We start from the raw sequence: 12,574 nt of genomic DNA, 5'->3' as shown, positions 1-12,574 counted from the left end.
GATTTGGATCATCAGCAGTTAAAGGATTTTATGGACTTGAAGGCAGCCCAGTACAACAGGCCAGACTTCATCGAAAATGATCCTATCTGCATTCCTCATCAGTTCAGTCTGAAGCAGGATATCGAAATCACGGGGTTTTTCGCAGCAGTATTGGCCTGGGGGCAGCGCAAAACGATCATTAATAAATGCCGGGAATTGTTTCATCGCATGGACAATGCCCCGCATCAATTCGTGTTACATCATTCTGATGAGGATCTGAAAAGACTTCTGGGTTTTAAACACCGAACGTTTAATGATACCGACTTGTTGTATTTTGTGGCGTTCCTGCGTGAGCATTATCAACAATCGGAGACGCTTGAGACTGCATTCCGACCGGCAGTTTCTGCTTTAAATGAAGATTATCTTCCGGATATGCCTGAGCTCGGTTCTAGCAAAGCCCTGGCGTCTTCTGCCTGTATGCTTTCTGAAGTTCCGGCCAGTGATATCCGCATTGAGGGCGCTCTGAACTATTTTAGATCTTACTTTTTTTCCTTGCCCGATTTTCCGAGGCGAACCATAAAACACATATCTTCCCCGCTCCAGAAGTCGACCTGCAAGCGGCTTAATATGTTTCTGAGATGGATGGTCAGGAAGGATAGTAAAGGCGTCGACTTTGGCCTGTGGAATAATATAAAGCCTTCTGATTTGATCTGCCCTTGCGACGTTCATGTAGACCGTGTGGCACGGAGGCTGGGATTGATCAAGCGGAAGCAAACTGATTGGCGCACGGCAGTTGAGCTTACCCGCGAACTGAGAAAATTTGATGCGGATGATCCGGTAAAATACGACTTCGCTCTATTTGGCCTTGGCGTTGAAGAAAAGTTTTAAATCGTATCTTGTGTATCATGATCACATTGAAAACAGAGATTGAACGTTATGGTGAAATGGGTGAGAAGACCGGATGGAGTTATGTTTTTATACCCGAGACTGTCGCCAACCAAATTAAACCAGGTTGCCGAAAGAGTTTTCGTATTAAGGGAAGTATAGACCAGGTAATCATTTCCGGCATGGCCACTGTTCCCGTTGGGGATGGAAACTTCATACTGGCATTAAAATCAAGCCTGCGTAAGCAATTGAAAAAAGAAGCAGGTGCCTCTGTAATCCTCAATATGGAAGAGGATAGAGATTTTAAAATCGAAGTGCCCGAGGATCTGGAGCTATGTTTGTCAGACGAACCAGAATTAATGGAACGATTTATGGCTCTTCCTAAATCACACCGAAACTGGTATATCAATTGGCTAAACTCTGCCAAAACAGAATCAACACGAACAAAACGATTGGTCAAAATTGTATCAGCGATGCACAGAAAGCTCAGCTTCGGTGAAATGATGCGGGAAGACAAGCAGGCTAAGCTGTAGTCCTGTACTTTGTTTTGCTACTTATACTTCCTGAACCAGCTTTCCACCTTCATTTGAATAACCCCGAAAAAAGCTTCTCTGAAGATTCTTGTACTCATTTTTGAAGTTCCTTCAGTGCGGTCCGTAAAAATGATCGGAACTTCTACCACTTTAAAGCCATATTGGATGGCGGTAAACTTCATTTCAATCTGAAATGCATAGCCTACAAATCTGATCTGGTCCAACGGAATCTTTTCCAGTACCCTACGTCTGTAACATTTAAAGCCCGCGGTCGCGTCCTGAATATTAATTCCAGTTATTAACCGGACGTACATGGAAGCGAAATATGACATCAGCACACGACTCATAGGCCAGTTGACGACATTAACGCCACGCACATATCGCGAGCCTATAGCTACGTCCGATCCTTCCGCACATGCGTTGTGGAGTCTGACTAAGTCGTCCGGATTATGAGAAAAATCGGCATCCATTTCAAATATATATTCATATTGAGGCCGCGCCAATGCCCATTTAAAACCGTGTATATAAGCAGTTCCCAAGCCCAGCTTGCCAGTTCTTTCTTCAAGATGTAATTGCGGATATTCGAGTTGCAGCTTCTTCACAATATCAGCAGTTCCATCAGGCGAACCATCATCGATGATAAGCAGCTCAAAGGGATGGCTTAATGAAAAAATCTTCCTGATAATTTTTTCGATATTCTCCCGCTCGTTGTAGGTGGGAATAATAACTAAACTGTCTGACACGAATGATAAATTAATCAGCTAAAATAATTATTCTCATTGAATAAACAGACTATTTTACCTCCTGCATCAGTTTTCTGACCACAGGTGCGATCACGATCAACACCACGCCGGATATTAAAGCGTAAATTGCCAGTTGCCGGTATCCGTCTGTGAAAGTGAGGAGCTTTTGTGTAAGCGTATCATTCTCACCAGCTTCAGACATGCCCGCGCCCAATATACCAGCTACATACTGACCGTAAGCGCTCGCCAGAAACCACATGCCCATCATTACGCCCTGCAATCTGGCTGGAGATAATTTTGTCATAATGGAAAGTCCGATTGGAGAGAGGCAGAGTTCTCCGAAGGTTATAAATAAGTAGGCCAGCGTAAACGCGTCCAGAGAAGTTATTCCCTGGGCGTTTGCAAAGAAACGTGTAGCATACATCACAAAGAACCCGGCAGATAAAAAGATAAAAGCCAGTCCGAATTTGACAACCGTATTAGGTTCAATCTTTCGCTTTGCAAGACCTATCCAGATGTATCCGAATATAAAAGCGAATATGATTACAAAGAGCGAGTTTGCAGAATTATTTACGCCGTTTGGATCCAGCGTGATGACACCGAGCAACTTATCGTCAAGATTCCGTGCGGCAAATAATGACAGTGAACCACCACTTTGTTCAAATATTCCCCAAAAGATTATCGAGAAGAAAATAAATACAAGCGCTGCCAACAGCTTTTTGCGTTCAGCCCATCCGTATCTGGTCATTTCATAAACAAGGTAAAGCAATGTTGCGGGACCTATTACATACATAAACCAATCAGTGTACTGGGTTTTGGCTACCATAGTCATTACCACCGGAATGGCTGCAAGTGACCCTGCGTATACGGCGTAATCGTACCACCGCGTGTTTGCTTTTGCGCCAGAAGAATCGGATGACTTCAGTGGCGACAAACCGATAGGACCCAGACTTCTCTGAGTGACGAGAAAGGTGATCAGGCTGATAGTCATGACAATACCTGCCAGACCAAAAGCCAGGTGCCAGGAATAAGCCTTACCTATAGCAACGCAGGCATATCCGCCAAGTAAGGCACCTATATTAATCCCAGCATAAAACAAGGAAAATCCAGCATCGCGTCTTGCATCGTTTCCTTTATACAAGGTGCCTACCATTGTAGATATATTTGGTTTAAAAAATCCGGTACCCACAACGGTGAAGCTGATGCCGAGAAAGAAAAATTCATGCGGATCAAAGGCCAATATCGCGCTCCCGATAATCATCAGCATACCACCCCAAAACAGGGACTTCCTAAACCCAAGTATTTTGTCGGCAAAAAGCCCGCCTATGAAGGTAAAGGCATAAACAAAAGCCTGAGTAGCCCCATATTGAAGGTTAGCTTCTACATCATTCATGAAGAGTTCTGTAACCATGAAATACGTAAGCATGCCCCGCATTCCATAGAAGCAAAAGCGCTCCCACATTTCTGAGAAAAAAAGCGACCATAGCTGCTTAGGGTATTTACCCTTGAAGTTCTGGATCTGATCTAAAGTAATTTCATTCTGCATATTGCCGTATATTAAAAAAGCCTCCTGGTTTACAGGAGGCTTGAGTTATTTATTTTACACCATGCATTAATCTTTTGATAAGCGGATGTAGCGCTGCAATGATAATTCCCGCTGCTATCGGTATCAAGGTGAAGATCAAAAAGAAAGTAGACAGGCTGTATTTGCTTGTTATTTCCTCAATCATACTGCCCGAAGCACCGGCGAGCTTGTTACCCATTGCAATAAAAAGGTAGTATACACCAAACATGAAACCAATCCATTTCGCAGGCACCAGTTTGCTTACGTACGAGAGTCCAACAGGTGAAATACAAAGCTCGCCAAGCGTGTGGAATAAGTAAGCAAAAACCAACCATATCATGCTGACTTTAATCTCCGGTGACGTAATGGACATTGCAGCATAAGCGAGGAAGCCAAACCCTAGACCCAGTAAAGTTAATCCCAGACCGAATTTCATGGATGCTGGCAGATTGTATTTACTCTCCCACCATTTCGAAAACCCGGGCGCAAAGCAAATAATGAAAAGTGAGTTCAGGATATTGAACCAGGAAGCTGCTATTTCCGTTGTTTCTGCCGAGAATTCACGCTGAACCTTCCATAACACAATACACCAAATGATAATAAAGCTAAGGGACAGGACTATGTTTCCTGTTTTAAATCTGCGGAATGTATTTGAAAAGAGTTTAGAAAGCACATATGTGATAATCATCAACGGTACTATGGTAAGTACTGCGTCTACCACCTTGAAAGTTGTTCCAGCTGTACCAGTTAAGATTCGGGTAGTGTTCTCCTTCGCAAAAATGGTCATACTTCCACCAGCCTGTTCAAATGCCGCCCAGAAGAAGATTGTAAAGACGGAGAAAATAAAAACGACAATGAGACGATCCCGGATGATATGGCCCGGAACCTTTTCCTCTTCAACGACCTCTTTAATGTCTGTAGCTTTTTCGGCAGCCTTCAGTTTTCTCTCTTCGCTGGGAAGCAGGCCGATATTTCCGAAAATACCCTTGGTAAAATAGAACTGAAGCATTCCAAGGAACATAAATATCCCGGCCAAACCGAAACCCCAGCTCCAGGATATTTTCTCGCCGATGTAACCACAAAGCATGATTCCTAAAAACGCACCAGCGTTTACGCCCATGTAGAATATCGAGTATGCGCCGTCCTTCTTCTCAGGAAAATCCTTATACATATTGGAGACTATTGAAGTCATATTAGGCTTAAATAATCCATTGCCTATCATCAGACATCCCAAACCAACATAAAGGAAAAAAGGAGTTTCTACAGCCATACTAGCATGGCCGAGGGTCATTATCAACGCCCCCACGATTACAGCCCAACGGTATCCCAACAAGCGGTCAGCAATTAAACCGCCCAGAACCGGTGTGAGATATACGCCCATGGTGTACGTTCCATACAACGAAATAGCTTCTGCGCTTGACCATGCCCAACCCCCGGTTGCAATGCTTGAAGTCAAAAAAAGTACCAGCAGGGCACGCATTCCATAGTATGAAAAACGTTCCCACATTTCCGTGAAGAAAAGTACAAACAAACCGGCGGGATGCCCAAGTACTTTATTCTCGAAAAAGTCATTTGGCGTCCCCAAATTTTTTGTAGTCATGTTGAATCAGTGAAAAATATTTAGAATGTTTAGTTAGTTTATTGCGCAAGATAGGTACATGCAGTCAAACTCCCAAATGCTGCTACAATTTCTTTACATGAGTTGTGGATTTGTCTTCAGGGTCTATATAAAAGTCGTCCATTTCGTTGGGCTCGTTCTTTAATTCGACGTTTTCAACAAGTCTAAGCTTACTGTTTACAAATTTGAAAGCATCAAAGCTGAGATCAGAGGCGTAATACTCGAAATTACCCTCCATATCCGGCGTAAATGGTGCAAGGTGATCAAAAACAAGGAGGTTAACGCTCTTATCTATAGTGAGCGTCATGGAATTCAATTTGTTGTACTCAAAAATGATCCGGTTTTTGCTGGCAACAGACTTACTTCCTTCAAATACAGGTTTGCCAAATACCGGAAGGTCTTTTTCAAAAGAAAGAACTTCTATTACTTTTTTGGTTGTCTTCTGATCGTTACCCTTCCAGCCCAGGAGTACGTAGTATGGCTTAATTCCAGGCACAAAACCTATTTCGTAATACCTTGCCCCATACCAGCGTTGGTGGTCGGTTACTTCATAAGGAGTTTTTAGATTATCAGTCTGGTCAATAAGCGGATATAACTTTAATTGGCCATCAGTTGTTGCCATTTGTATCGCCCCAAAAAAACGATACGACCCGTCATCAGCGGGTACCGACCAGGAAAAAATCCGCAGCGCATTGTCGGACGACTTAACCACTGATATGGTCTTTAGCGAATCGAAGGGGAAGGCAAACGAAAAAGGTGTTTTCAAAGCGTTTACCAACGTCTTAATGAATGCAGCATTATGCTCAAACCGGCTGGCGTTATTTTCAGATGCAAGTATAAGGCTGTTAAGAGCCACCAAGCTGTCCTGATATTTAGCTAATACAGGTTCATTATTAAACGAAAAGCTGTGCTGGGCCCGACCTACAGTAATAGACGTAAGTAAAATGCTGATACCAAGTATATGCTTTAAGGTCTTGATCATCTGACTAGTCCAAACGTTCAATAACAATCGCACTGGCGCCGCCTCCGCCGTTACATATTCCTGCTACGCCAATTCTTGCCTTGTTTTGTGCCAGGACTGACAGCAAAGTAACAACAATGCGGGCCCCGGATGCGCCGAGCGGGTGACCTATCGCTACAGCGCCACCATTTACATTTACCTTATCTTCACTTAAACTGAGTTCGCGATTGTTTGCCAGCGCAACTACGGAAAAAGCCTCGTTAATTTCATAGTAGTCCACGTCCGAAGCCTGAATTCCTGCTTTCTGAATAGCCAGAGGGATAGCTTTAGATGGTGCAGTAGTGAACCATTCCGGCTGCTGTTGTGCATCGGCATAAGACAGAATTTTTGCCAGAGGCTTTAAACCCATCTCTTTTGCTTTATCAGCGCTCATCAGCACAAGGGCAGCAGCTCCGTCATTTAGCGTCGAAGCGTTTGCCGCAGTAACTGTACCATCTTTTTTAAAAACAGGCTTCAGTCCCGAGATCTTCTCAAACTTAACAGAGAATGGTTCTTCGTCTCTGTCGATAGTCGTTTCCGCACCCTTACGGTCGGCCAGCGTTACCGGTGCTATTTCCGCATCAAACCTGCCTGACGACTGTGCTTCCTGTGCTCTCTTGTATGAGGAAATAGCGTAAGCGTCCTGATCCTCACGACTAATATTACATGTGGAGGCACATAATTCAGCAGCTGACCCCATGTGATAGTCATTGTAAACATCCCAAAGTCCATCTTTCACCAAACCGTCAGTAACCTGTCCATGCCCTAATCTGTATCCTGTCCTGGCTTTATCAAGGTAAAATGGAACATTGCTCATGCTTTCCATGCCACCTGCTATAATAATATCCTGCTCTCCTAAAGCAATACTTTGAGCGGCCAGCATGATGGCTTTTGTGCCTGAAGCGCAGACTTTGTTAATGGTGGTAGCCGGGACGTCAGGCAGGCCGGCGAGTTTAGCAGCCTGTGTGGCAGGAGCCTGACCGAGGTTCGCAGACAGCACGTTTCCCATATAAACCTCTTGAATATCAGAGGAAGTAAGACCTGCCTTCTCAATTGCAGCTTTAATCGCAAAGCCCCCAAGCTGTGTTGCTGATAAACTTGACAAAGAACCTCCAAAACTTCCTATTGGCGTTCTCACTGCTGAAATAATCACTACTTCTCTCATTTATATGCATTTAAGTTAGTTGGAAGCAAAGTTATGCAAATTGCCGCTATAGGTGGTTGATTTTTACTTAACTTTATCTAAGTTTGGATTTGAATTAACAGAAGACTAGATTGGCTAAGATCAGGAAAAATTCACATAAGGTATTGTACCGCAAGTACTCATCAAACTTCAAGTACATTATGATGATACTTTCTGTATTTATCATAACAGCATTTTTGCCTAAACAGCCCCGGTTCAGGTACGAGTTTGAAAAAGGTGAGATTTGGAAGAATAAGGATCTTGTTTCTCCTTTCAGTTTTGCTATCCTTAAAACAAGTCCGCAGGTAAACACAGACAGGGAGGAAGCGCTGGCTAACGTTTTGCCCATTTATGCCCTGAACAAAAACATGTTCAATGGGATAGAAGAAGCTTACATCAGCGAATTTGAGGTTAAGTGGAAAAGCAATTCGCTACCCGAGAACGACCGGATACCTGAACGGGACCGAAGCCTGAAATTGCTGCGCGCAATTTATCAGAAGGGTATTATTGCCATCAACAACAAGCATCAGGGAGAGGAGCCGTATTACGATTTCTCGCTGATGAACGGCAATGTTGCTACCACAATGAGTACCCAGGACGTTTTCACTGTTTCTACAGCGCTCGCGTATTTCGGAAAGAACTATATCTCGGTCAACCCGAACGCCAGGGAACTGATTCTTACCATGGCGGAAGACCATTTAAGGCCCAATATCATATTTAATGAGCGTCTTACACAGATTGTTCAGGAAAATACAGTTAACAGCTTGTCGACCACCAGGGGGATGGTTCAGAAGGGTGAACTGATTGTTGCCAAAAATGCAGTGATTGACGAAGACACCTATCAGAAGCTGCTTTCCTTCCGAGAAAGCTATGAAGCCCAGACGAAAACCGTGGGCGATAGCCGTGAAGTATATTTGGGCCAGGTTGTACTTGTTGGTTTTATTGTGAGCTTGCTCATGATTTTTCTTAAACTTTTCAGGAAAGACATCTTTGCAGATAACCGTCAGCTCTCCCTGCTCTTGCTGGTAACAGTAATTATGCTTTTATCGCTCACCTGGGCTATTAAACTCAACCTGCCCAGCTTGCATTATATACCGTTTTGTATTGTGCCGATCATTATCCGGATCTTGTTTGATACCCGGCTTGCCCTGTATCTGCATCTTCTGGTTATTCTTATCGCGGGCTTTTTTGTGCCAAACAGCTTTGAATTCGTGTTTTACCAAACCACAGCCGGTATGGTGGCCATTTATAGTATACGAAATCTGGTAAAACGCGAGCAATTGCTCGTATCGGCCCTTTATATATTATCCGCGTATTTTATTTCCTTTATTGGTATTGCCCTGCTGAGAGAAGGGTCGGTGCGGCAAATCGAATGGCTCAACTTTGTGCCTTTCCTTATCAGTGTCTTGTTGTCACTGCTCGCTTATCCGCTAATCTATGCGTTTGAAAGATTATTCGGTATAACCTCCGACGTCGCACTTATTGAGCTTACCAATACCAACAATAAGCTGCTGCGTGAACTTGCCTTTAAAGCGCCGGGTACATTTCAGCACTCGCTGCAGGTAGCCAATCTGGCTGAGGCAGCTATTTTTAAGATAGGTGGAAACTCATTGCTGGTACGGGCAGGTGCGCTGTATCATGACATTGGTAAAATGGAGAATCCGCAGTATTTTATTGAGAACCAGAACATCGGTGCCAGTCCGCACGACAAGCTTCCTTATGAACAAAGTGCCCAGATAATCATAAAGCACGTTCATAAAGGAATAGAGATCACCAGACGGCACCAACTGCCGGAAAGTGTAATTGATTTCATAAGAACGCACCACGGCAATACACGCGTCGACTTCTTTTACCAATCCTTTCTTAAAAATTCGCCGGAGAAGTTCGTGGATGAAAACATTTTCCGCTACCCGGGCCCCATCCCTTTTTCAAAAGAAACGGGCGTATTAATGTTGGCCGACTCGGTCGAAGCTGCTTCAAGAAGTCTGAAGAATCCGGATGCTCAACGTATCAACGACCTTGTAGAACGCATAATTGATTATAAACTCGAACAAAATCAATTAGACAACTGCGATCTTACTTTAAAGGACATTGAAACTATAAAGCTGATATTCAAGACGATGCTTATGAGTATTTACCACGTCCGAATTGATTATCAGCAAAACGTCTAAATTTTATCCCCAAAGCCATCGATTTTTTTTTGCATAGTTCAATGAATTACTATATTTGCAAACCCAAAAACGAAGTTTTTAGGTAAAAGGAGAGGTGCCTGAGTGGCCGAAAGGAACAGTTTGCTAAACTGTCGTACTGGTAACGGTACCGCGGGTTCGAATCCCGCCCTCTCCGCGAAAAGGGTTTCATTAGTGAAGCCCTTTTTTATTTGACACATATGACTACCAGCGTCATAATTCGGTGAGTAAGCTGTTCAAATCAAGCATTCTGGTATACATCTCAATAGATCCATCAGCTTTGAGCGGCCACTGTTCCCTCGGGCGATCCCAATAAAGCTCAACACCATTACCGTCCGGATCGTTAAGATACAACGCTTCCGATACACCGTGGTCAGAAGCCCCCGTAAGCGGGTAAGGGGCACGGCGAAGGCGATCAAATATGACTGCGAGGTCACGCCTGGTAGGGTAAACGATGGCGGTGTGAAACAGGCCGACGCCTTCAGCACGCGCAGGCGGCGCATCTTCACTATACCAGGTATTTAATCCAATATGGTGATGGTAGCCTCCGGCCGAGATAAATGCTGCCTGGCTGCCATACATGGTGATCAGTTCAAAGCCCAGCAAACCCTGGTAAAAAGCTAAGGCCCGGTCGAGGTTAGCAACCTTTAAATGGACGTGTCCTATCCGGGTATTTGCCGGTACAATATAGTTCTGTTCTGTTTGCATGTTTTATCTTTTGACGTTTGTTAATATACAGAATCTGTGCTTATATTTAAAAAGCAATGGAGCAACTTCACACGCTGTACTATTTTCTTGATCTTGCTGGTGCTTTTGTTTTTGCGATAAGCGGGGCAGCGGCCGCCAGGCAGCGTGGTATGGACCTGTTTGGTATCTGTGCCATAGCATTTACGGTAGCATGTGGAGGCGGAATTATCAGAGATCTGTGTATTGGGGCTATACCGCCTGCGGGTCTGGCCAACTGGCGGTATCTTGTTGCAGCTATAATTGCCGCCGGCATGACGATAAGCTTATATCCATTGGTACAGCGGCTCAATCACCCGGTACTCTTTTTTGATGCCCTGGGCTTAGCGCTTTTTGCCGTTACCGGCGCACAAAAAAGTCTGGCCTACGGACATAATGACCAGGTCGCTATCCTCTTGGGTATTACCACAGCCGTAGGCGGAGGCGTCCTGCGTGATATCCTGCTCAACAGAGTGCCTGTCATTTTGCAAAGGGAGGTGTACGCCTCTGCCGCTCTTATTGGTGCCGGACTTGTTGTGCTGGGTCGTCATTTTAAATGGTTAAGCAGCGATCAAACCTCTCTTCTCGCACTGGTAATATGTTTCATCATCCGGTTGCTCGCGCTACGCTATCGATGGAATTTACCCGTCTTCGCCCGAAAACAGGTCTAGCATCTTTGATATTTTTTTGTATATTGACAGCTCGAAACCGCTTTAATCAAATATATTTTCAATTATGCTCCGCTATGAACGATTTTTTTAACGATACGCTGATCTGGTTTTGTATCGGGTTTGCCTTTTTTCTACTTGAATTTTTACTACCGGGCTTTATCCTGTTTTTCTTTGGTGTCGGGGCCTGGATAGTTGCCATCATGACACTTATGGCCGAGGTGTCTGTGAACACACAGATTTTGGTTTTCATTGGCAGTTCCGTTATCACCGTACTGCTGCTGAGGAATTGGTTGAAAGCAAAGTTCGGTACCACGGTAAACGACACAGAGCTGGAAGATGAGTTTGTAGGTAAAGTGGGACAGGCAGAGACAAACATTGGTCCCAATCAGCAGGGAAAAGTTGAGTTTAAGGGAACGATGTGGGATGCAATATCTGACGAGCCCATTCTCGCCGGAGAAAATGTGCTGATAACTGGCACAAAGAGTATAAAATTAATCGTAAAACCAATACAAAATAACTAATCCATGAGTCCAGCAACCTATATTCTTATTATCCTAGCGGTCTTTCTATTGATCGCCTTTACATCAACGTTCAAGGTGGTACCGCAGCGAACAGTTTTCATCATTGAGCGCCTGGGCAAGTATAGCCGTTCTTTGGATGCAGGATTCCATATTCTGATACCTTTCATCGATAAAGTTGCCTACAAGCAGAATCTCAAGGAGCAGGCTATAGATGTGGCTTCCCAGATATGTATAACGAAGGACAATATCGCAGTGGAGGTGGACGGAATTCTTTACCTCCAGGTTATTGATCCTCAGAAAGCCTCGTATGGCATTGATAATTATCGCTTTGCAGTGATCCAAATATCTCAGACAACCATGAGAAGTGTCATTGGACGTATGGAACTTGATAAAACTTTTGAAGAGCGGGAAACGGTAAATGCAACCATCGTAAGTGCGGTTGACAGGGCCAGCGATCCATGGGGTATAAAGGTATCCCGCTATGAAGTGAAAAATATTGCTCCGCCTCAAAGTATCCGTGATGCCATGGAAAAGCAAATGCGTGCCGAGCGTGAAAAGCGTGCCCTTATTGCAGAGTCAGAAGGAGATAAGCAGGCAAAAATAAACCGTGCAGAAGGAGACAAGCAGGAAATGATTGCCCGTTCGGAAGGTGAAAAAATGCGGAAGATTAATGAAGCGAGCGGAACCGCCGCTGAAATTGAGATGGTAGCCGTGGCAACCGCCAAGGGTATTATCGAGATCGCCAAGTCCATCAATCAGGAAGGTGGCGTAAACGCAGTGAACCTTCGAATTGCTGAGCAGTACCTTACAGAGTTTGGTAAGCTGGCGAAAGTAAACAACAGTATGATCGTTCCGGCCGATTTGTCCAATATCGCCGGCGTGATTTCAAGCGTTACTTCCGTCCTTAATACAGCGAATGTAAACGGTCCAGCGCCGGGCACAAATATTGGTCGGAAGGCATAACA

12 protein-coding genes and 1 tRNA gene are annotated in these 12,574 nt (G+C 44.4%); 7 read left to right on the top strand and 6 right to left on the bottom strand.

Annotation, left to right across the window (positions count from 1 at the left end):
• The first annotated feature begins 30 nt into the window (after window positions 1-30).
• Together QEP07_RS03375 and QEP07_RS03370 are read left to right on the top strand one after the other, a co-directional pair.
• Window positions 31-867, top strand: coding sequence for a TIGR02757 family protein (locus tag QEP07_RS03375; RefSeq protein WP_437126690.1), 837 nt, complete (start codon window positions 31-33; stop codon window positions 865-867).
• Between the two features lie 17 nt (window positions 868-884).
• Window positions 885-1,397, top strand: a complete 513-nt coding sequence (locus QEP07_RS03370; protein WP_285008519.1) for a YdeI/OmpD-associated family protein — start codon at window positions 885-887, stop codon at window positions 1,395-1,397.
• Window positions 1,398-1,414: 17 nt separating this feature from the next.
• On the opposite strand, the gene QEP07_RS03365 is transcribed toward QEP07_RS03370, so the two are convergent.
• From QEP07_RS03365 to QEP07_RS03345, 5 genes are all read right to left on the bottom strand, one after another.
• A complete protein-coding gene (locus QEP07_RS03365; RefSeq protein ID WP_285008518.1) occupies window positions 1,415-2,140 on the bottom strand; it encodes a polyprenol monophosphomannose synthase in 726 nt (241 codons plus the stop codon).
• Between the two features lie 49 nt (window positions 2,141-2,189).
• The gene (locus tag QEP07_RS03360) at window positions 2,190-3,686 is read right to left on the bottom strand and encodes a peptide MFS transporter (protein WP_285008517.1); all 1,497 of its coding nucleotides are present in this window, start codon (window positions 3,684-3,686) and stop codon (window positions 2,190-2,192) included.
• Window positions 3,687-3,735: 49 nt separating this feature from the next.
• A complete protein-coding gene (locus QEP07_RS03355) occupies window positions 3,736-5,304 on the bottom strand; it encodes a peptide MFS transporter (RefSeq protein WP_285008516.1) in 1,569 nt (522 codons plus the stop codon).
• Window positions 5,305-5,386: 82 nt separating this feature from the next.
• Window positions 5,387-6,304, bottom strand: coding sequence for a hypothetical protein (locus tag QEP07_RS03350; protein WP_285008515.1), 918 nt, complete (start codon window positions 6,302-6,304; stop codon window positions 5,387-5,389).
• 4 nt (window positions 6,305-6,308) lie between these two features.
• Window positions 6,309-7,487, bottom strand: coding sequence for an acetyl-CoA C-acyltransferase (locus tag QEP07_RS03345; RefSeq protein ID WP_285008514.1), 1,179 nt, complete (start codon window positions 7,485-7,487; stop codon window positions 6,309-6,311).
• 182 nt (window positions 7,488-7,669) lie between these two features.
• On the opposite strand from QEP07_RS03345, the gene QEP07_RS03340 reads away from it, so the two are divergent.
• Both QEP07_RS03340 and QEP07_RS03335 read left to right on the top strand, forming a co-directional pair.
• Window positions 7,670-9,676, top strand: coding sequence for an HD family phosphohydrolase (locus QEP07_RS03340; RefSeq protein WP_285010723.1), 2,007 nt, complete (start codon window positions 7,670-7,672; stop codon window positions 9,674-9,676).
• Window positions 9,677-9,764: 88 nt separating this feature from the next.
• Window positions 9,765-9,851: transfer RNA gene (locus QEP07_RS03335), tRNA-Ser, on the top strand.
• Window positions 9,852-9,907: 56 nt separating this feature from the next.
• Here QEP07_RS03335 and QEP07_RS03330 read toward each other — a convergent pair.
• A complete protein-coding gene (locus QEP07_RS03330) occupies window positions 9,908-10,402 on the bottom strand; it encodes a VOC family protein (protein ID WP_285008513.1) in 495 nt (164 codons plus the stop codon).
• 56 nt (window positions 10,403-10,458) lie between these two features.
• On the opposite strand from QEP07_RS03330, the gene QEP07_RS03325 reads away from it, so the two are divergent.
• The 3 genes from QEP07_RS03325 (at window position 10,459) to QEP07_RS03315 (ending at window position 12,572) form a co-directional block, all read left to right on the top strand.
• Window positions 10,459-11,088 carry a trimeric intracellular cation channel family protein gene (locus QEP07_RS03325; protein WP_256005437.1) on the top strand — a complete coding sequence of 210 codons (630 nt, stop codon included), beginning with the start codon at window positions 10,459-10,461 and terminating at the stop codon, window positions 11,086-11,088.
• 74 nt (window positions 11,089-11,162) lie between these two features.
• Window positions 11,163-11,609: an NfeD family protein gene (locus tag QEP07_RS03320; RefSeq protein WP_285008512.1), complete on the top strand. Its 447-nt coding sequence runs from the start codon at window positions 11,163-11,165 to the stop codon at window positions 11,607-11,609.
• A 3-nt stretch (window positions 11,610-11,612) separates the two neighbouring features.
• Window positions 11,613-12,572 carry an SPFH domain-containing protein gene (locus QEP07_RS03315; protein WP_285008511.1) on the top strand — a complete coding sequence of 320 codons (960 nt, stop codon included), beginning with the start codon at window positions 11,613-11,615 and terminating at the stop codon, window positions 12,570-12,572.
• Window positions 12,573-12,574 lie beyond the last annotated feature (2 nt).

This window comes from Pedobacter faecalis, assembly GCF_030182585.1.
GTDB lineage: Bacteria > Bacteroidota > Bacteroidia > Sphingobacteriales > Sphingobacteriaceae > Pedobacter > Pedobacter faecalis.
Note: the sequence above shows the minus strand (reverse complement) of the source record. Positions and strands in the feature narration are given on the sequence as shown.